Genomic DNA, 18,683 nt, shown 5'->3' on the forward strand with positions numbered 1-18,683 from the left:
GGTTTAGGGCCATGGAGTTCCGACACCTTGGCCGTTCCGGCATGCTCGTCAGCGAGATCTCGTACGGCAACTGGATCACCCACGGCTCCCAGGTCGAGGAGGAGGCGGCGCTCGCGTGCGTGCGGGCCGCCCTCGACGTGGGCATCACCACCTTCGACACCGCCGACGTCTACGCGGGCACGCGTGCGGAGGCGGTGCTCGGCCGCGCGCTCAAGGGTGAGCGCCGCGAGGGCCTCGAGGTCTTCACGAAGGTCTACTGGCCGACCGGTCCCGGCCCCAACGACCGCAGCCTCTCCCGCAAGCACATCATGGAGTCGATCAACGGCTCGCTGCGGCGCCTCCAGACCGACTACGTCGACCTCTACCAGGCCCACCGGTGGGATGTCAGCACGCCAATCGAGGAGACGATGGAGGCATTCGCCGACATCGTGCACGCGGGCAAGGCCCACTACATCGGCGTCTCGGAGTGGAACGCGGAGCAGATCCGCGAGGCGCACGCGCTGGCCCGCGAGCTGAAGATCCACCTGGTGTCGAGCCAGCCGCAGTACTCGATCCTGTGGCGCGTCATCGAGTCCGAGGTCGTCCCCACCTGCGAGGAGCTGGGCATCGGCCAGATCGTGTGGTCGCCGATCGCGCAGGGCGTGCTCACCGGCAAGTACCTGCCGGGCCAGCCGCCGCCGGCCGGCTCGCGGGCCACCGACGACAAGTCGGGCGCCGGCTTCATCGCGCGCTTCATGACCGACGAGGTGCTCGCCACCGTGCAGCGGCTCAAGCCGATCGCGGAGGGGACCGGGCTGACGATGGCCCAGTTGGCGATCGCGTGGGTCCTGCAAAACCCCAACGTCTCCTCGGCCATCGTCGGCGCGACCCGCCCCGAGCAGGTGCACGACAACGCCAAGGCGAGCGGCGTGAAGCTGGACGCCGACGTGCTCAAGGCGATCGACGAGGTGGTCAACCCCATCGTCGAGCGCGACCCGGCGAAGACCGCCCAGGTCGCCCGCCGCCCGTAGACAGGTAACCCGACGCCGGGCGTGACGGCACAAAGCCGCAACAGGCGCCCGATGCGCGCCGACGGAGGTGCTGGGGCAGGGCGAACCGCACGGGGATCAAGCCTGACCGCCCGTAGCGGGTATCCCTGCCCCAGAACCACTCAGCGCGACCCGCCTCAAGACCAGAAGCGGATCAGGGCGAAGCCGTCGTCGCGCAGCCAGGCGGGAAGGCCGAAGACCGAGCCGACCGCGTTGACCCCGCCGAAGAACCAGCCGGCGATGCGCGGGTTCCACAGCAGGGCGAAGAGCAGGATGAAGCCGTACGGCGCGAGGATGTCGTAGCCGCGCTTCCACTGCGGCGAGAGCCACGGCTGGATGATGTTGCCACCGTCGAGGCCCGGCACCGGCATCAGGTTGAGCACGCTGGCGGTGAGCTGGAGGAAGCAGAGCAGCGCGACCGCCGCCCAGAAGTCGTGGTGGGCCGCCACGTCGACGCCGACCGCGAACGGGATCACCAGCAGCAGCGCGAAGACCACGTTGGTCGCCGGGCCGGCGAGGCTGACCAGCGTGTGCCGCAGCCGTCCGGGGATCTCGTGCCGGTCGATCCACACCGCGCCGCCGGGCAGGCCGATGCCGCCGAGAAGTACGACCACCACCGGCAGCACGATCGAGAGCAGCGGATGGCTGTACTTGAGCGGGTTGAGCGTCAGGTAGCCCCGGTGCGCGACGTTGCGGTCGCCGGCCATGAAGGCGACGACCGCGTGCGCGTACTCGTGCAGGCAGAGCGAGACCAGCCAGCCCGAGACGACGAAGAGGAAGACGTCGAGCCGCACGTTGCCGAACTCGGCCCACGTCATCCAGCCGCTGGTCAGGAAGAGAGCCACCAGGCAGAGGAAGACCGCGCTCGGCCGGAACGCCTCCCGCGGAATGCCAGCCAGCACCCTCCGCCGCTCGAAGCTCACGCCCGTCCTCGCTCCGCTGCGGGCGGCCATGAGGCACCAATCGCGCTGTGCCTGATGGTTTGCTCGCTCACTCCGCGCTCGGCAGCAGACTCATCTTGTACTCGACCCGGTCGTCCTCGACCAGGATGACCGAGGTCACGCCGTCGTTGGCCAGCTCACGCCAGCTCTGGCCGATCCACGACTCCGCGTCGGCCTGGCTGCCGAACTGCTCGGCCGGCCCGGCCACCGCCTGCCCGTCCGTGCCCTCGTACCGCCAGCTCCACGGCATTTCGTACTCCCCCTCCACCCGACAACGCCCGTCAGCCTAGTGCCCCACCCACCGCATTCAGCCGACCGATCTAAGGTACGAGCATGTCCGTAGAGGGGTGGCGTACCGCGCTGGTGCTCGGTGGTATCCGGTCCGGCAAGTCGGAGTTCGCCGAGTCGCTGGTGAGCGCGGCGCCAGTTGTCCGGTATGTGGCGACCGGTACGTCCAACGCCGACGACCCGGAGTGGGTCGCGCGCATCGAGCGACACCGGGAGCGGCGGCCCGAAACGTGGGTCACCGAGGAGGTCGGTCGCGACCCGGCCAAGCTGGTCGAGCTGATCGCGGGCGCGGGTCCGGAGGAGACGCTGCTCCTCGACGACCTGGGCGGCTGGATCACCGCGCGCCTGCCGAAGACCGGCCGGCCCGACGAGCTGGCCGCGGCCGTACGCGAGTGCCGCGCGCGGCTTGTCGTGGTGAGCCCCGAGGTGGGTCTGGCGCTGGTGCCGACCACGAAGGCGGGTCGGGCCTTCGCCGACGCGCTCGGCGAGGCCAACCGGGCGGTCGCCGAGGCGAGCGACGCGGTCGTGCTGGTGGTGGCCGGGCAGCCGAGCTGGCTCAAGCTCACCGACGCCGCCCAGCGCCCGGTCGCGCTGCCCGAGGTGATCACACACACGCCGGTCAACGGCTCGACGCCCGCACCAGCACCAGCACCGGTCGTGGCCGCCGCCGAGGCGCTCACCGCGCCCACGATGTCGCTCCCGGTGGTCGCCACCGGGCTGGTCATCCAGTCGGGCATGGACCTGCCGATGCCCGACGAGTACACCGGGCCGCAGGCCACCGACCGGCTCGCCACGCTCGACGTCCCGGGCGCCGGGCTCGGTGCGCTCGCCGAGGTGGTGGCGTTCGCGGCGGGCACGCAGGGAGTCGCCGTCCCGGCACCGTGGCAGTCCGTGCGCGTACTCCTGCTACAGGGTGACCACGACGGCGGTGCCGCTGCGGGCACGACGGCGGGTGAGTCGACCCGGCGGGCCGAGGCGGCACGGGCCGGTGAGGGCGCGCTGGCGCGGCTGGCGGCGGAGGCCGGCGCGAGCCTCCAGGTGGTGGCGGCGCCGGCGTCGGCGGCGATCGAGGATGGCCCGGCGCTCACGGCCGACGGCGTGGAGGCGGCGCTGCAGTACGGTTGGCGCCTCGCCGAGCAGGCCGTCGACTCCGGTGTGGACCTGATCGTGCTCGCCTCCTGCGGCACCGGCACCGAGGCCGCGGCGGCGGCCGTGCTCGCCGCGGGCGCCGGTGCGGAGCCCGCGACGGTGCTGGGCCGGGTCGTCACGACCGGCGGGCGGCTGGACGACGTGGCGTGGATGACCCGCTGCGCCGCCGTACGCGACGCACTGCACCGCTCCCGCGAGAAGCCGCGCGGCGCCAAGGAAATCCTCGCCGAGCTGGGCGGCGGCGACGTCGCGATCGCCACGGGCGTGCTGCTCGGCGCGACCGCCCGCCGCACGCCGGTGCTGATCGACGGCCCGGTGGGCGTGGCGGCCGCGATCGTCAGCCGCGACCTGGCCGGGCAGGCGCGCCACTGGTGCCTGCTCCCCGACCACGGCGGCAACCCCGCGGTCAAGCTCGGCGCCGACGTGCTCGGCCTCAAGCCCCTGCTCGACCTCCGCCTCGAACTGGGCGAGGGCGCGACCTCGCTGGCCGCGCTCCCGCTGCTGCGTTCCGCGCTGAGCCTCGCCGCCACGCTGCCCGCGCATCCGGCCGCGGCGCTCGTCACGAGCGACGGTGCCTGACGGGTCCGCGCTGACGGCGGGGGTGCGCCTCGCCGTCACCACGTTCACCGTGCTGCCGGTGCGGGCGGGACGGGTCGACCGGGCGACCGCCGGCGTCGCGATGTCGCTCGCGCCCGCGGTGGGCGCGCTCCTCGGCGCCGCGCTGGCCGGCGCGTTCCTCACGCTCGGCGGGCTGGGCGCGCCCGCGCTGGTCGCCGCCGCCGTGACGGTCGCGCTGGGCGCGCTGCTCACTCGCGGCCTGCACCTCGACGGCCTGGCCGACACCGCGGACGGGCTCGGCTCGTACCGCACCGGGCCGGCCGCGCTCGACATCATGAAGAAGCCGGACGTCGGCCCGTTCGGCGTGGCGGCCATCGTGCTCGCGCTGCTCGTCCAGGCCGCCGCGATCGCCGCGCTCGCCGCCCGCCCGTGGACCGCCGCGCTCGCCACCGTGGTCGTCGCCACCTCGGCCGGGCGGCTCGCCGCCACCTGGGCCTGCCGCCGGGGCGTGCCCGCCGCCCGTCCAGACGGGCTCGGCGCGCTCGTCGCCGGCACCGTCGGGCCGCTGCCCCTCGCCGCCGGCACGGCCGCCGTCGCCGCCGTCGCCGCGGCCGCGGTGCCGGGTCGTGGCTGGCAGGGGCCGATCGTCGTGGTCATGGCCATCGCCGTCGCGGTCGTCCTCACCCGTCATGTGGTACGCCGAGTGGGCGGTATCACCGGCGACGTCCTCGGCGCGGGAATCGAGGTCACCACCACGCTCACTTACGTGGGACTGGTGTTGGGCTAGCGGTGCGGGGGACGCACGGCGGCTCCCGCAGCGGGTAACGTTCGTGGGCGTGGGAGAGCCCGACGACGCGCTGATCCTGCCCGTGCCCGAGGCGGTGTCGGCCACCTACCTGGTGCCCGTCGCGGCCCCGCCCGACGAGCCGCAGGCGCTCGCCGACGCCGCCGCGCGGGCGGTCGACCGCATGGTGACCGGGCCGGCTCGCGACCTCGCCAAGCAGATGCTCGCCGGCCCGCTGATGACGATCGAGGTGCGCGAGGTCGACGACCTGCCGCCGCTGCCGCTCGATCTGCTCTCCGCGTTCGGCGCCGACGAGGCGCAGGTGCGCCGCGTGGCCGAGGCGACGCACGTGGTCACGGTCAGCGCTGGCTTCCGACCAGGCTGGCCACCGGCACACGAGTGGAGCGCGCGGGCGGTCGCCGCCGCGCTCGGCAGCGTGCTGGGGGCCGACGTGATCGACGCCTTCCAGACCCAGGTGCTCACCGTCGACACGGCGCTGCGCGCGCTGCCCGACACCGAGGGGCGCGTCCGGCTCACCGACTGGATCCTGATTCCATACTCGCCGGGAGACGCGCCGGGCGAGGGCATGTGGTTCACGACCAAGGGGCTTGGCCGCTTCGGGCTGCTCGAGCTCCAGACCCACGACGTGCCGTCGCAGCTGACCCGCGGCTGGGGCGCGACGCTCACCGGCGTGGCCCGGCGGCTGCTGCGCACCTGGAGCGACGCGCTCGAGCCGCCCGGCGAGCCCGCGTTCCTGCCGTTTCCGGCGACGGTCACGGTGACCGGGCACGACATCGCGGTGGCCTACGGCGCGCCGCCGGAGAAGGGCTCCGACCGGGCGGCCGAGCTGTCGCTCACGCTCGACCCGAGCCCCAACCCCGATGCCGACTCGTTCCTGACGGTCGCGCCGCCCGAGCACTACCAGGGCGCCCCGGGCACCTATTACACGCGCGTCTGCGCCACGCTCTTCGGCGACCCGGTGCGTTAGATCTGTTCTGAGGAGACAGATCCGGGCTACCGCGATGTGCGTCGTGGTCCAGACCGCTGCTCCCGCAGCCTCACCCTCCGCGGTCCACAACCCCTCCCTACGGCCGCGCCGCAGGGAGGCGTCGCGCGACGGACGCTGAGCGTCCGTGGCGATTTCTTGACCCCATAGAGCCTGTTGCAAAATCATCAGATTCGCGCGAACTGAGGGTCGCGCTAACCCTCGCTGGCCGCCCTTCGACGGCCAGCGACCGATACAGCCGTGTTCTTCTCGACACCCACTGCGATCGAGCAATTTTGCAACAGGCTCCAAAGGGGCAACTTCTCGCCACGCACGGGGTCGACAGGTCCTCTAGCGCACCTGGGGCTTGACGAAGGGCGGCTTGGTCACGCGCATCCGCGACCGGCGGCCGCGCACGTCGACCTCCACCTCGGCGCCGTCGGCGAGCCCGGCCGCGGTGTCGAGGAGCGCCAGCCCGATGCCCAGCTTGCGGGTCGGCGAGAACGTGCCGCTCGTCACCTCGCCCACCTCGTCGTCGCCGACCAGCACGCGCATGTGCGCCCGCGGGATGCCCCGGTCGAGCGCCTCCAGCCCGCGGAGCGTACGCCTCGGGCCGGCCGCCTTCTCCGCCAGCAGCGCCTCGCGCCCCCAGAAGGCGGGCTTGTCCCAGCCCACCGCCCAGCCGACCCGCCCCTGCACCGGCGTGATGTCGGGGCTCAGGTCCTGCCCGTGCAGCGCGTACCCCATCTCGGTGCGCAGCGTGTCGCGGGCGCCGAGACCGCACGGACGCAGCCCGAACTCGCCGCCGGCCGCGAAGAGCCGATCCCACACCTCGACCGCCCGACCGGCCGGGACCACCAGCTCGTACCCGTGCTCGCCGGTGTAGCCCGTGCGGCACACCACAACGTCGTCGACAGTGGTGAAACTCATGTAGTCGTGGTCGGTGGGCAGCCCCAGCCCGCCGATGACCTCGGTCGAGCGCGGCCCCTGCACCGCGAGCACGGCGTACTCCTCGTGCTCGTCGGTGACCGTGACCGACGGCGGTGCCGCCGCCTGGAGGCGGCGGACGACCTCGGCGGTGTTGGCCGCGTTCGGGATGAGGAAGACCTGGTCGTCGGCGTGCAGGTAGGCGATGATGTCGTCGATCGTGCCGCCGGTCGCGTCGTCGCAGCAGAGCGTGTACTGCGCGCGGCCAGGGCCGATGCGGCCGAGGTCGTTGGTGAGGCACGAGTTGACGAAGTCGGCCGCGCCCGGCCCGGTCACCCGCGCCTTGCCGAGGTGCGACACGTCGAAGACGCCGACCGCCTCGCGCACCGCCGCGTGCTCGCGCAGCACGCCGCCGCCCGCATACTCCAGGGGCATGTCCCAACCGCCGAACGCGGCGAACTTGGCGCCCAACTCGACGTGCCGCTCGTGCAGCGGCGAGCGCCGCAGCTCCGCGCTCACGCCCGTCCTCGCTTCGCCGCGGGCGGCCGCGAGACTCCAAACGCGCTGTGCCTTATGGTCCGCTCGCTGCGCTCGGTCATGGGTGGCAACTTACCCAAGGTTCACCGTGTGGTTAGCATCGGCGGGACACCAGCCAGCGTCGAGACCCGCCGGAGCCGCCGAGTGACCTCCCCAATCCCGACCCTGAGCCTGGTCGACACCGATCCCGCCGAGCTCGCCGTCGATGCCATCGTGATCGGCGTGCACAGCGTGAACGGAGACGCGGCCGGCGGGGACGGCGGCAGCCTCCTGCTGGCCAGCGGCGCGGAGAGCATCGTCGCGGCGTTCGACGGGCGGCTCACCGGCACGCTCGCGCTGCTCGGCGCCACCGGCGCGCCCGGCGAGGTGACCAAGCTCGCCACACTCGGCACGATCACCGCGCCCGTCGTGGCGGCCGTGGGCCTGGGGCCCGAGCCGACCGGTGCCGCCCCGCCGCCGGAGACGCTGCGCCGGGCCGCCGGCGCCGCGGTGCGCGCGCTCGCCGGCAGCGGCACCGCCGCGCTCAGCCTCCCGCTCCCCGACGACGAGGACGCGCCCGCCGCGCTCCGGGCCGTCGCCGAGGGCGCGCTGCTCGGTGCCTACCGCTTCAGCGGGTACAAGACGAAGCCGCAGCCGGGCCGCCGCGCTCCGGTCGGCGCCGTGATCGTGCATGTGCCCGACGCCGCGGAGCCGGCCGCCGAGGCGGAGGTGGCCCGGGCGGAGGTGGTGGCGCGGGCGGTGGCGCAGACCCGCGACTGGGTCAACACGCCCCCCAACGAGCTGCGCCCGCCCCAGTTCGCCGACGCGGTGGCGGCCGCGGCGCGCGAGGCGGGGCTCGAGGTCGAGGTGCTCGACGAGGAGGCGCTGCGCGAGGGGGGATACGGCGGCATCCTCGCCGTCGGGCTCGGCTCCTCGGCGCCGCCGCGGCTGGTGCGGATCTCGTACACGCCGGCGGGCTTCGAAAAGCGCGTGGCCCTCGTGGGCAAGGGCATCACGTTCGACACCGGTGGTTTCTCCATCAAGCCGGCACAGGGCATGTGGGAGATGAAGTCCGACATGGCGGGCGCGGCGGCGGTCAGTGCCACCATGCTCGCCGTGGCCGCGCTGAAGCCCTCGGTGGCGGTCACCGCGTACGTGCCGATGGCGGAGAACATGGCCTCGGCCACCGCGTACCGCCCCGGCGACGTGGTCACGATGCGCAACGGCAAGCGGGTCGAGGTGCTCAACACCGACGCCGAGGGCCGCATGATCCTCGGCGACGCGATCGCCCGCGCCTGCCAGGACGGGTGCGACTACCTCTTCGAGGCGTCGACGCTCACCGGCGGCCAGGTGGTGGCGCTGGGCAAGCGGGTCGCCGGCGTGATGGGCACGCCCGAGGTCTGCGAGCGGGTCAAGGCCGCCGGCGAGCAGGTGGGCGAGCCGGCGTGGCCGATGCCGCTGCCCGAAGACGTGCGCAAGGGCATGGACTCCGACGTCGCCGACATCTCCCAGGTCAACGCGGGCATGGACCGGGCCGGACACATGCTGCAGGGCGGCGTGTTCCTGCGCGAGTTCGTCGAAGACGGGGTGCCGTGGGCGCACATCGACATCGCCGGCCCCAGCTACCACTCTGGTGAGCCGACCGGCTACTGGGCCAAGGGCGGCACGGGCGTCCCGCTGCGTACGCTGCTCGCGCTGATCGACGACATCGCGTCGGCGGGCTGATCCGCACCGCCAGAGGTGCGACGCGAGCCGCTGCGGCCACGGGTCGTGGGATCGCGGAGGACGCGGCCGCGGGAGCGGCGGTCTGGAGCACGACGCACGTCGCGGCAGCCCAAAGCGGAGGCCGACCGCGACGGTCCCTAGACGGCGCCGCCGGCCTTCTTGCGGCGCTCGTTGTAGTCGCGCATGCGCTGCGGGTAGCCGACCAGCGCGACATCGTAGATCGGGATCGCGAGACGGTGGGCGAACCGGCGGGCGCCCTCGGGGCTGTCGATCCGGCGGCGGGTCCACTCGCCGTCGTGCGCGATCAGCAGCACGGTCGTCTGGGTGACGGTGGTGCGCGGCTCGATGAAAGCCTCCACACCGCGACGCGACCGGACAAACTCCTCAAGGTGCTCTAAATCGGCACGATTCGCCCCACGCTGACCCGGTGTGCCGCCGGAATCCTTGCGTCGACGAAACCAGGCCACCAGATCTCTCCTCCCACACGCCATTGACCGCGAACTTTTCTCAACCTGTGTCGCACGACACTTGCGCCCGATCCTCACGTGGCGCTGGAGAGGCCGCAAGGGGAGGCCGAAAAACGTCCGGTATGCAAGCCTACGTGGCGGAGACGTGTCGTTGGGCACCTCGGTGACGCGGGATGCCTTCCCAAGTGACAAGATGGCCGAGGGATTTCACAGCGTAGACCCGCGTAGCAGCGACGCGACCTGGGAGTTGAATATGAGCGGCGAGACCTTCGATGTAGTGATTCTCGGAGGCGGCAGCGGCGGTTATGCCACAGCCCTGCGGGCCGCGCAACTAGACCTTTCGGTCGCACTTATCGAAAAGGACAAGCTAGGCGGCACCTGTCTGCACCGCGGCTGCATCCCCACCAAGGCGCTCCTGCACGCGGGCGAGGTCGCCGACCAGACCCGCGAGTCCGCCGCGTTCGGCATCAAGGCCGAGCTGATCGGCGTGGACATGGCGGGCGTCAATGCCTACAAGGACGGCGTGGTCGCGAAGCTTTACAAGGGCCTCCAGGGTCTGGTCAAGGCGGCCAAGATCACATACATCGAGGGCGCCGGCCGCCTCGTCGCGGCCGACACGGTCGAGGTCGACGGCACGCGCTACAAGGGGCGCAACATCGTGCTGGCCACCGGGTCGTACTCGCGCACCCTCCCCGGCCTCGACCTGGACGGCAAGCGGGTCATCTCCAGCGAGCACGCGCTCACCCTCGACCGGGTCCCCGCCTCGGCGATCGTGCTGGGCGGCGGCGTGATCGGCGTCGAGTTCGCCAGCGCGTGGCGCTCGCTCGGCGCCGAGGTCACCATCGTCGAGGCGCTCCCCCGTCTGCTCGCCGCTGAGGACGAGGAGGCGTCAAAGGCGGTTGAGCGGGCATTCCGCAAGCGTGGCATCGGGTTCAAGACGGGCAAGCCGTTCGAGAAGGTCGAGCAGACCGAGGCTGGCGTGCGCGTCACCATCGCCGGCGGTGACGTGCTCGAGGCCGAACTGCTTCTGGTCGCGGTCGGGCGCGGCCCGACGACGGCTGGCCTCGGCTACGAGGAGCAGGGCGTCAAGATGGAGCGCGGCTTCGTCCTCACCGACGAGCGCCTCCGCACGAGCGTCCCCAACGTCTTCGCGGTCGGCGACATCGTGCCCGGTCTCCAGCTCGCCCACCGCGGATTCCAGCAGGGCATCTTCGTGGCGGAGGAGATCGCGGGCCACAACCCGGCGCCGATCGACGAGGCTGGCATCCCGCGCGTCACCTACTCCGACCCCGAGGTCGCCTCGATGGGTCTCAGCGAGGCCAAGGCCAAGGAGAAGTACGGCGCCGACAAGGTGCAGGCGTACAACTACAACCTCGGCGGCAACGGCAAGAGCCAGATCCTGCGGACCCAGGGCTTCATCAAGCTGGTCCGGCTGGCCGACGGCCCGGTGGTCGGCGTGCACATGGTCGGCGCGCGGGTCGGCGAGCTGGTCGGCGAGGCGCAGCTCATCTACAACTGGGAGGCCTACCCGGCCGAGGTCGCCCAGCTCGTGCACGCGCACCCGACGCAAAACGAGGCGCTCGGCGAGGCCCACCTCGCGCTCGCGGGCAAGCCACTGCACGCGCACGCCTGACAGAGTTTTCCCGCGGAGCCTTTGAAGGAGTCTGGAAAGATGCCGGTATCCGTCCCCATGCCCCGCCTGGGCGAGAGCGTCACCGAGGGCACCATCACTCGCTGGCTCAAGCAGGAGGGCGACCGGGTCGAGGTCGACGAGCCGCTGCTCGAGGTCTCCACCGACAAGGTCGACACCGAGATCCCGTCGCCGGCGGCGGGCGTGCTGACCCGGATCGTCGTCCAGGAGGACGAGACCGCCGAGGTCGGCGCCGAGCTTGCCGTCATCTCGGGCGAAGACGAGAGGGCGGGCGCCGCTCCTCCGCCGGCGAAGGCGGAGGCGGAGCGTCAGCCCGAGCCGGCCGCGCAGGAGGCGCCACCGGCCGAGGAGCCGGCGCCCGCGCAGGCCGCCGCCGCTCCGCCCCAGGAGCAGCCGGCCGAGCAGGAGCAGGCCCCGCCTCCGTCGAGTGGCGGCGCCACGGTCGTCAAGATGCCCGCGCTCGGCGAGAGCGTCACCGAGGGCACCGTGACCCGCTGGCTCAAGCAGGTCGGCGAAAACGTGGAGTCGGACGAGCCGCTGCTGGAGGTCTCCACCGACAAGGTCGACACGGAGATCCCGTCCCCGGCCGCCGGCACGCTCCTCGAGATCAAGGTGCAGCAGGACGAGACGGCCAACGTCGGCGCCGACCTCGCCGTGATCGGCTCCGCGGGCGCTCCGGCGCCGAGCGAGCCGGCCCAGCCGCAGCCCAAGGCGGAGGCCGCCCCGGCCAAGGAGGAGCCCGCGCCGGCGAAGGCGGAGGCCGCCCCGGCGCCCGAGCCGCAGCGTGCCCCCGAGCCGGCTCCCGCCCAGGCCCCGCAGGAGCAGCCGGCCCCGGCCGCCCAGGCGCAGCCCAGTGGCGCGCCGGCCCGCGCCGCGCAGGCCAACGGTGGCGACACGGCGTACGTGACGCCGCTGGTCCGCAAGCTCGCCAGCGAGCACAACGTCGACCTCGGCTCGCTCAGCGGCACCGGCGTCGGCGGCCGCATCCGCAAGCAGGACGTGCTCGAGGCGGCCGAGAAGGCGAAGGCCGCCGCCGCGGCGCCCGCACCGGCCGAGCAGCCCGCGCCGAAGGCGGCCCCCGCACCGGCGAAGGCGGAGCCCAGCCCGCTGCGCGGCCGCACCGAGAAGCTGACCCGCACCCGCCGCTCGATCGCCAAGCGGATGTACGAGTCGCTGCAGAGCTCGGCCCAGCTCACCACCGTGGTCGAGGTCGACGTCACGAAGATCGCCCGGCTGCGCCAGCAGGCCAAGGCCAACTTCGAGAAGCAGCACGGCGTCAAGCTCTCGTTCCTGCCGTTCTTCGCGGTCGCCGCGGTGGAGGCACTGCGCCGCTACCCGATCGTCAACGCCTCGCTCGACCTCGACGCCGGCACGGTCACCTACCCCGACGGCGAGCACCTGGGCATCGCGGTCGACACCGAGCGTGGCCTGCTGGTGCCGGTCATCCGCGACGCGAGCGACCTCAACCTGGCCGGGCTCGCGCGGCGGATCGCCGACCTGGCCGAGCGGACCCGCACCAACAAGGTCAGCCCGGACGAGATCTCCGGCGCCACCTTCACGGTCACCAACACCGGCAGCCGTGGCGCGCTCTTCGACACGCCGATCGTGCCGCAGCCGCAGTCCGCGATCCTGGGCACCGGCGCGGTGGTCAAGCGGGCGATCGTGGTCGACGACCCCGACCTGGGCGAGGTCATCACGCCCCGCTCGATGTGCTACCTGGCGCTCTCGTACGACCACCGGATCATCGACGGTGCCGACGCGGCCCGCTTCCTGAGCGCGGTCAAGGAGCGGCTGGAGGGCGGTCACTTCGAGGCCGACCTCGGGCTCGCCTGATTCCGACAACGCGACGCGCGGGGGCCGGGGAAAGCCGGCGCCCGCGCGTCGTTCTGTACACCGGCGGCCCGACCCGCCGCGTTTCCGGCCGCGCGCACGGGGGAGGATGCAGGGATGCGGGTTGTCATCTCCGGCGCCTCGGGCTTTCTCGGCCAGCGACTGGCGCGGTGGCTGCGCGAAGACGGGCACGAGGTCGCGCGGCTGGTGCGACGGCCGGCCAAGGGCCCGGACGAGATCACCTGGGACCCGGCCGGCGGCACGCTCGACCCGGCGGCGCTGGCGCCGTACGACGCCGTGGTCAACCTCTCCGGTGCCAACATCGGCGGCCACCGGTGGACCGACCGGTACAAGCGGGAGCTGGTCTCCAGCCGCGTCGACACCACCGGCACGCTCGCCCGCGCGCTGGCCGCCCGCCCCGCCGGCCAGCGCCCCGGCACGCTGGTCAACATCGGCGGCATCAACTGGTACGGCGACACCGGCGACAGCACCGTCGACGAGAGCTCCCCGCCCGGCAGCGGCTTCCTCGCCGACCTCTGCAAGATGTGGGAGGCGGCCACCGGCCCGGCCGCCGAGGCGGGCGTGCGCGTGGTGCTCGTGCGCAGCGGCACGCCCCTGCACCGCGACGGCGGCTACCTCAAGCCGCAGATGCTGCCGTTTCGGCTGGGGCTGGGCGGCAAGCTGGGCAGCGGTCGGCAGTGGATGCCGTGGATCTCGATGGTCGACTGGCTGCTCGCGATGACGTTCCTGCTCGAGCGGGCGGAGATCGCCGGCCCGGTCAACCTCGTGTCGCCGGAGCCGGTGCGCAACGCCGACTTCACGAAGGAGTTCGGCGCCACGCTGGGCCGCCCGGTGATCATGCCGATCCCCACCCTCGCGCTGCGGGTCGCGCTCGGCGAGATGGCACCGGAGACGCTCGCCAGCGTGCGGGCCCGCCCCGGCGTGCTGCTGGACGCCGGCTTCACGTTTCGGCGGCCGGGCGTGCACCAGGCCCTGGAGGCGGCCCTGCACGACCGCTGAGCCCGGCCTCCGCGTGGCCTGCGTGGCGACCGTCGAGCCTCGCGTCGGCGGGGGCGAGTCGCGGCAGCACTTCGGCGCCGAGCGCCGCGATCAGGTCGAGTGTCGCGGCCCGGTCGCCGGCCGCCTCCACCATCAGCAGCGTCCGCGCCGCGCCCGTGGCCCGCAGCCCCTGCGCCACCTCCTCGGGCGTGCCGATCGGGCTGGTCCGGATCAGGTGCTCGGCGTACGCGTCGGTGTCGCGGGGCGGCGCGCCGTCCAGGCGTATGTACCCCCGCGTGGTGGCGAGCCACGGCCGCAACGTGCGGCGGAGCCTGCCCTCGGCGGCGGCCCGGCTCTCCCCCAGCGCCACCAGCCGGGCGACGGCGTGCTCCGCGCCGGCCGGACCGTACCGGGCGAGCAGCGGGGCCGGGTCGTCGTGCACGCCGAGCAGGAGCGGCAGCCCGCGCGCGGCCGCGACCTCCACCGTCGCGGGCGAGGTGGCGGCGACCCACACCGGGAGCGGGCGCGCGGGGCGGGGCACCACGGCCACCTCGCGAAAGTCGAAGTGCCGGCCGGCGGCGGCGACGGTGGCCCGGCCGGAGAGCCAGTCGAGCAGCACGTCGAGCGACTCGCCGAAGCCGTGCTCGTAGCGGGCCAGCCCGGTCCCGAAGACCTCCAGGTCGACCCACGGCCCGCCACGCCCCACGCCGAGCCGGAAGCGCCCGCCGGACGCCTCGTCGAGCAGCGCCGCCTCCTCGCCGAGCGCGACCGGATGGCGGTTGGAGAGCACACAGGCGGCCGTGCCCACGGTCAGCCGGCTGGTGCGCCCCAGGATCACGCCGGCCAGCGCGGTGGCGGAGGGGCAGCGCCCGTACTCGATGAAGTGGTGCTCGGCGAGCCAGACCCCGGCGAACCCGGCGGCTTCCGCGGCGACCGCGTACTCCACGGTCGCCGCGGCGCCGTGCGCCGAGAGCAGGAAGAGGTCAGCAGTCACGCAGCTCAGGGGACTGGTTGCGGATCTGCGCCACCGGCGAGATGAAGTCCTGGTACGTCTCGCCGCCGACCGCGGACAGCTTGAAGGCGGCGACCCGGTGGCAGTTCTGGAACGCCAGCTTCACGCCGAAGTGCCGCTCCAGCCCGCCCCGGATCGCGTCGCTGGCGAGCGCACGCAGCAGCTCGCCACGCTCCTTCTCGCTCGGCGGCGGCACGGCGTGGTCGGCGAACTCGTCCGCCGTGGCCGCCGAGCGGGTGGCGACGTCGGAGACGACCGCCCAGGCGTAGGGCAGCGACTCGCGCACGCACGCGACGAACTCGGCGTCGTCGACCTGGCCGCTTTCGGCGCGCTCCAGCAGGGCGGCGGGTACGTCGAGGGACATGAGACTCCTTTGGTGTACGGGGCGGCGCCTCCGCTGCGCGCGGGGCACCGCCGCAACTCAGTGGACCAGTACCTCTGGCCCGAGCACGAAATCGGGGTCGACCTGGTCGGCGAGGTCTTCGCCGACCTTCTCGTTGGCCCAGGCGGTCGCGTTGCGCAGGTGAAACTCCACCGCCTGCCGGGTGTAGGTGGCCCAGTCCTTCGCACAAGCATCGACGGCTTCACGCATCGTGTCCAGAGCGTCACGATTAGCAGTCTCAAGGACCGAGAGCGGCTGGGGGGTGCCCCGCTCGGCCGCCTTGACGTACGCCGAGCGCCCCATCCAGGTCAGCAGGTCGTCGCCGACGTGCGTGCGAAGGAAGTCCACATCGGACTCGTCGTCCACCTTGTTGCCCACCACGTGGACACGGACGCCGAAGTCGCGCGCGTACCCCACGTACTGCCGGTAGACGCCGACACTGCGCAGCGTCGGCTCGCAGACCAGGAACGTCGTGTCGAAGCGGGTGAAGAGGCCGGAGGCGAACGAGTCGGCCCCGGCGGTCATGTCCACCACCACGTACTCCCCCGGGCCGTCGATCATGTGGTTGAGCAGCAGCTCGACCGCGCCGACCTTGGAGTGGTAGCAGGCGACGCCGAGGTCCTCGGTCGCGAACGGCCCGGTCACCGCCAGCCGGATGCCGCCGACCTCACGCACCAGCGCGTCGTAGATCGGGTTGGCGCCGGTGACCGACAGCAGCCGGGAGCCCCGCCCCGGCGGCGTGGTCTTGACCATGGCCGAGGCCGAGGAGATGCGCGGATTGCTCCCGCGCAGGTGCTCCTTGATCGCCGACAGGTGGTCGCCGAGCGCGGGCAGCAGCACAGCCTCGTCCTCCGCGGCGCCGAGCGCCGCGGCCAGGTGCTGGTTGATGTCCGCGTCGACGGCCAGCAGCGGCGCACCACTCCCGGCCAGATGGCGGGCGAGGAGGGCGGCCAGTGTGGTCTTGCCACTTCCACCCTTCCCGACAAGAGCGATTTTCACGGTACGGGGCTCCTTGTACTCTCTGCACTTGCTCGTATTGGATGTCATTTCCAATAGCGACGCAAGCGCTTTCGGGCGTGTCGAGGCGCCGAACCTTTTTCAACCTCCCGTTACGGTCTGTCCTGAGGCGCGGGGCACCGCGCAGTTCAGGTCGAAAAAGGTTCGTTGGTAATGTGACGGGCCGTGACGCTGACCGAGCCCATGGCCGCGCCCGTAGGCCCGCCGTCCTCCTCGCGCCGCCGGCCCGACCTCGCCGTCGCCGCGCTCGCGATCGGGCTCGCCGTGCTGGTCACCGCCGGACTCTGGGCCGACCCTGACCGCCGCACGATCACGGTCAACTCCAGCGACCAGGCACTCTTCGAGTGGTTGCTGGCATTCGGCGCACACGCCCTCACACACGGCGAAAACCCACTCTTCACCCACCTGATGAACGTCCCCGACGGCGTCAACCTCGCGGTCAACACCTCGATCACCGTGTACGCGGTGCTCTTCGCCCCACTCACGCTGCTCGCCGGGGCGCAGTGGTCGTTCGTCGTGATCCTCACGCTCAACCTGGCCGCCACGGCGTTCGCCTGGTACCTGCTGCTCTCCCGCCTCTTCCGGCTGCCGGTGCTGGCGTCGGCGGTCGGCGGGCTCTTCTGCGGCTTCGCGCCCGGCATGGTGTCGCACGCCAACGCCCACCTCAACTGGACCGCCGGCTGGCTGGTGCCGCTAGTGGTGTGGCGGGTCTTCGCGCTCCGCGAGCCGGGCCGCTGGCGGCGCAACGGGCTGATCCTCGGCGTGCTCGTGGCGGTCGCGTTCTCGATCGCCGCCGAAGGGCTCTTCTTCACCGCCCTGGCCTGCGGCGTCTTCCTCGGCGTGTGGGCCCTCTCCCAGCGCGCCGAGGCGCGGGCCGCGCTCCCCACCTTCCTGCGCGGGCTCGCCACCACCGCGGGCACCGCGCTGGTGCTCCTGTCGTACCCGCTGTGGCTGCACTTCTTCGGCCCCCAGCGCTTCCACGGCACCGGCTTCGACCCGAGGGTGCACAACGAGGACCTCGTGGCGTTCGGGGCGTTTCCGGAGCGCTCGCTGGCCGGCGTGGCCGGGCTGGGCACCGGCCTCGCGCCCAACCCCACCGAGGAGAACTCCTTCTTCGGCCTGCCGCTGCTCGTCCTGGTGGTCGCCTGCTTCGTGCTGCTCTGGCGGCGGGCCGACGCCGGCCGGCGGGCGGTGCTACGGGCGCTCGCGGTCACCGCCGGTGTGTTCTCGGTGTTGTCACTGGGGCCGGAGTTGCGGGTCGACGAGCGGCTGACCGGCATCCCGCTTCCGTACGCCGCGCTGGGCGCCATGCCCGTCTTCAACGCCGCGCTGCCGGCCCGGCTGGCGCTCGTGGTGATCCCGCTGGTCGGCGTGCTGCTCGCGTACGCGCTGGCGGCGCTCGGCTCCCGCCCGGCCCCAGCCTGGCTCGGCGCCTTCGCGGTGGCGCTGCTGCCGCTGGTGCCGGTGCCGCTGCTCACCTCGGAGTACGAGCCGATCCCCCGCTTCATCACCTCCGGCACCTGGCGGGAGTACGTGAGCGACGGTGGCGTGCTCGCCCCGGTGCCGCCCACCTCCGACGTGCTGCCGGACGGGCAGCGCTGGCAGACGTACGCGCTGGCACACCGGCAGGGCGAGTTTCGCATCCCGGCCGGCTTCTTCCTCGGCCCCGGCGGCCCGGACGGCAAGGGGCGCATCGGCCCGGTCCCCCGCCCCTCGGCCGACCTGCTCTTCGAGGTCACGCGCACCGGCGTCGTACCACCGATCACCGACGCGGACCGGGCGGCGGCCCGCGAAGACCTGCGCTACTGGGGCGCGGAGGCGGTGGTGCTGGCCGACCAGGTGCACGGGGCGAAGTTCACACCGCATCCGGAGGCGCTGCTGCGCGCGACGACCGAACTGCTGGGCCCGCCGCAGCGGGTCGAGGACGTGTGGCTCTGGCGGGTCTGAGCGCCCCCCACGCTCCGAACCCCTGTGCGAAAATAATCCTCACGGGAGGCCCCATCCAGAGAGGGGCTGTGCGCAGTGGACAGTGTCCGGTCGGCCGACGAGTTTCGGCGGATCAAGCTTCATGCCGAGATCGAGAAAGACCGACTGAAGATCGCGCAGTACGAGATCGGTTTGGCGCACTTTCACCACGAGATCGAGCGAAAGCAGCATGAGATCGGCCGACTCGACGAAAGGCTGGCTTGAGCAGATGGACGACCGCGACCCGGGCGGCTGGGAGTTCATGGATCGCCACCTCAAGGAGATGCGCGACTTCCTCGTCAACGACCGAGAGGCCAGCGTGGCGCAGGCACAGCGCGAGGCAGCCGAAGCCGCGGCGTGCGGCCGAGACCACTGGAGCCAGCTGTGGCAGACCCGCGCCGACCAGCTCAGGGCCTATCGCTTCCATTGGGAGCGGGAGGAGGAGGCCGCGGCCTGAGG

The 18,683-nt window shown here is 72.8% G+C and carries 17 protein-coding genes and 1 pseudogene; 11 read left to right on the forward strand and 7 right to left on the reverse strand.

The genetic code is table 11. From position 1 onward, the window contains the following. The first annotated feature begins 11 nt into the window (after positions 1–11). Entirely contained in the window at positions 12–1,010 is a 999-nt protein-coding gene (locus ACFFIA_RS40385; RefSeq protein ID WP_377262025.1) for an aldo/keto reductase family protein, read from the forward strand. A 155-nt stretch (positions 1,011–1,165) separates the two neighbouring features. On the opposite strand, the gene ACFFIA_RS40390 is transcribed toward ACFFIA_RS40385, so the two are convergent. Continuing rightward, complete coding sequence (locus ACFFIA_RS40390) at positions 1,166–1,951, reverse strand: site-2 protease family protein (protein WP_377262027.1); 786 nt, start codon at positions 1,949–1,951, stop codon at positions 1,166–1,168. Between the two features lie 67 nt (positions 1,952–2,018). Then, a complete protein-coding gene (locus tag ACFFIA_RS40395; protein ID WP_377262029.1) occupies positions 2,019–2,219 on the reverse strand; it encodes a hypothetical protein in 201 nt (66 codons plus the stop codon). Between the two features lie 83 nt (positions 2,220–2,302). Here ACFFIA_RS40395 and ACFFIA_RS40400 point away from each other — a divergent pair. The 3 genes and pseudogenes from ACFFIA_RS40400 to ACFFIA_RS40410 form a co-directional block, all read left to right on the forward strand. Beyond that, positions 2,303–3,976, forward strand: a pseudogene (locus ACFFIA_RS40400) (bifunctional adenosylcobinamide kinase/adenosylcobinamide-phosphate guanylyltransferase); the annotation flags it as partial. 1 nt (position 3,977) lies between these two features. After that, entirely contained in the window at positions 3,978–4,751 is a 774-nt protein-coding gene (locus ACFFIA_RS40405) for an adenosylcobinamide-GDP ribazoletransferase (protein ID WP_377262030.1), read from the forward strand. Positions 4,752–4,800: 49 nt separating this feature from the next. Next, entirely contained in the window at positions 4,801–5,736 is a 936-nt protein-coding gene (locus ACFFIA_RS40410; protein WP_377262032.1) for a hypothetical protein, read from the forward strand. A gap of 348 nt (positions 5,737–6,084) precedes the next feature. Here the strand turns inward: ACFFIA_RS40410 and gcvT are convergent, their stop codons facing one another. Further along, the gene (gcvT, locus tag ACFFIA_RS40415) at positions 6,085–7,179 is read right to left on the reverse strand and encodes a glycine cleavage system aminomethyltransferase GcvT (RefSeq protein ID WP_377262034.1); all 1,095 of its coding nucleotides are present in this window, start codon (positions 7,177–7,179) and stop codon (positions 6,085–6,087) included. A gap of 162 nt (positions 7,180–7,341) precedes the next feature. Here gcvT and ACFFIA_RS40420 point away from each other — a divergent pair, with 162 nt between their 5' ends. Further along, the gene (locus tag ACFFIA_RS40420) at positions 7,342–8,901 is read left to right on the forward strand and encodes a leucyl aminopeptidase (RefSeq protein WP_377262037.1); all 1,560 of its coding nucleotides are present in this window, start codon (positions 7,342–7,344) and stop codon (positions 8,899–8,901) included. 137 nt (positions 8,902–9,038) lie between these two features. Here ACFFIA_RS40420 and ACFFIA_RS40425 read toward each other — a convergent pair whose 3' ends face one another. Continuing rightward, on the reverse strand, positions 9,039–9,392 hold the full coding sequence (locus tag ACFFIA_RS40425; protein WP_377262098.1) for a hypothetical protein: 354 nt from the start codon (positions 9,390–9,392) through the stop codon (positions 9,039–9,041). Between the two features lie 229 nt (positions 9,393–9,621). Between ACFFIA_RS40425 and lpdA the strand changes: the two genes are divergently transcribed. From lpdA to ACFFIA_RS40440, 3 genes are all read left to right on the forward strand, one after another. Next, positions 9,622–11,001, forward strand: a complete 1,380-nt coding sequence (gene lpdA, locus ACFFIA_RS40430) for a dihydrolipoyl dehydrogenase (RefSeq protein ID WP_377262040.1) — start codon at positions 9,622–9,624, stop codon at positions 10,999–11,001. 39 nt (positions 11,002–11,040) lie between these two features. After that, a complete protein-coding gene (sucB, locus tag ACFFIA_RS40435; protein ID WP_377262042.1) occupies positions 11,041–12,852 on the forward strand; it encodes a 2-oxoglutarate dehydrogenase, E2 component, dihydrolipoamide succinyltransferase in 1,812 nt (603 codons plus the stop codon). 114 nt (positions 12,853–12,966) lie between these two features. Next, on the forward strand, positions 12,967–13,869 hold the full coding sequence (locus ACFFIA_RS40440; RefSeq protein ID WP_377262044.1) for a TIGR01777 family oxidoreductase: 903 nt from the start codon (positions 12,967–12,969) through the stop codon (positions 13,867–13,869). Here the strand turns inward: ACFFIA_RS40440 and ACFFIA_RS40445 are convergent. Genes ACFFIA_RS40445 through ACFFIA_RS40455 form a run of 3 tightly spaced genes read right to left on the reverse strand, consistent with a single transcriptional unit; the run spans position 13,811 to position 16,241 of the window. Continuing rightward, positions 13,811–14,842, reverse strand: coding sequence for an LLM class flavin-dependent oxidoreductase (locus tag ACFFIA_RS40445; protein ID WP_377262046.1), 1,032 nt, complete (start codon positions 14,840–14,842; stop codon positions 13,811–13,813). The genes ACFFIA_RS40440 and ACFFIA_RS40445 overlap by 59 nt on opposite strands. Next, the gene (locus ACFFIA_RS40450; RefSeq protein WP_377262048.1) at positions 14,832–15,224 is read right to left on the reverse strand and encodes an SCO5389 family protein; all 393 of its coding nucleotides are present in this window, start codon (positions 15,222–15,224) and stop codon (positions 14,832–14,834) included. Before ACFFIA_RS40450 ends, ACFFIA_RS40445 begins: the two co-directional genes overlap by 11 nt. 57 nt (positions 15,225–15,281) lie before the next feature. Then, positions 15,282–16,241 (reverse strand): ATP-binding protein, encoded by a 960-nt coding sequence (locus ACFFIA_RS40455; RefSeq protein WP_377262051.1) that lies wholly within the window; start codon positions 16,239–16,241, stop codon positions 15,282–15,284. 201 nt (positions 16,242–16,442) lie between these two features. On the opposite strand from ACFFIA_RS40455, the gene ACFFIA_RS40460 reads away from it, so the two are divergent. From ACFFIA_RS40460 to ACFFIA_RS40470, 3 genes are all read left to right on the forward strand, one after another. Further along, positions 16,443–18,206 (forward strand): DUF6311 domain-containing protein, encoded by a 1,764-nt coding sequence (locus ACFFIA_RS40460; protein WP_377262100.1) that lies wholly within the window; start codon positions 16,443–16,445, stop codon positions 18,204–18,206. Between the two features lie 75 nt (positions 18,207–18,281). Continuing rightward, entirely contained in the window at positions 18,282–18,449 is a 168-nt protein-coding gene (locus tag ACFFIA_RS40465; protein WP_377262053.1) for a hypothetical protein, read from the forward strand. Positions 18,450–18,453: 4 nt separating this feature from the next. Further along, positions 18,454–18,681, forward strand: coding sequence for a hypothetical protein (locus ACFFIA_RS40470; RefSeq protein ID WP_377262055.1), 228 nt, complete (start codon positions 18,454–18,456; stop codon positions 18,679–18,681). Positions 18,682–18,683 lie beyond the last annotated feature (2 nt).

It is taken from the genome of Phytohabitans kaempferiae (assembly GCF_042433955.1).
GTDB lineage: Bacteria > Actinomycetota > Actinomycetes > Mycobacteriales > Micromonosporaceae > Phytohabitans > Phytohabitans kaempferiae.

Coding starts and splice junctions, on each gene's coding strand:
- ACFFIA_RS40385 (WP_377262025.1), top strand. CDS start 12: ATGGAGTTCCGACACCTTGGCCGTTCCGGCATGCTCGTCAGCGAGATC.
- ACFFIA_RS40395 (WP_377262029.1), bottom strand. CDS start 2,219: ATGCCGTGGAGCTGGCGGTACGAGGGCACGGACGGGCAGGCGGTGGCC.
- ACFFIA_RS40425 (WP_377262098.1), bottom strand. CDS start 9,392: ATGGCGTGTGGGAGGAGAGATCTGGTGGCCTGGTTTCGTCGACGCAAG.
- lpdA (WP_377262040.1), top strand. CDS start 9,622: ATGAGCGGCGAGACCTTCGATGTAGTGATTCTCGGAGGCGGCAGCGGC.
- sucB (WP_377262042.1), top strand. CDS start 11,041: ATGCCGGTATCCGTCCCCATGCCCCGCCTGGGCGAGAGCGTCACCGAG.
- ACFFIA_RS40440 (WP_377262044.1), top strand. CDS start 12,967: ATGCGGGTTGTCATCTCCGGCGCCTCGGGCTTTCTCGGCCAGCGACTG.
- ACFFIA_RS40450 (WP_377262048.1), bottom strand. CDS start 15,224: ATGTCCCTCGACGTACCCGCCGCCCTGCTGGAGCGCGCCGAAAGCGGC.
- ACFFIA_RS40460 (WP_377262100.1), top strand. CDS start 16,443: ATGGCCGCGCCCGTAGGCCCGCCGTCCTCCTCGCGCCGCCGGCCCGAC.
- ACFFIA_RS40470 (WP_377262055.1), top strand. CDS start 18,454: ATGGACGACCGCGACCCGGGCGGCTGGGAGTTCATGGATCGCCACCTC.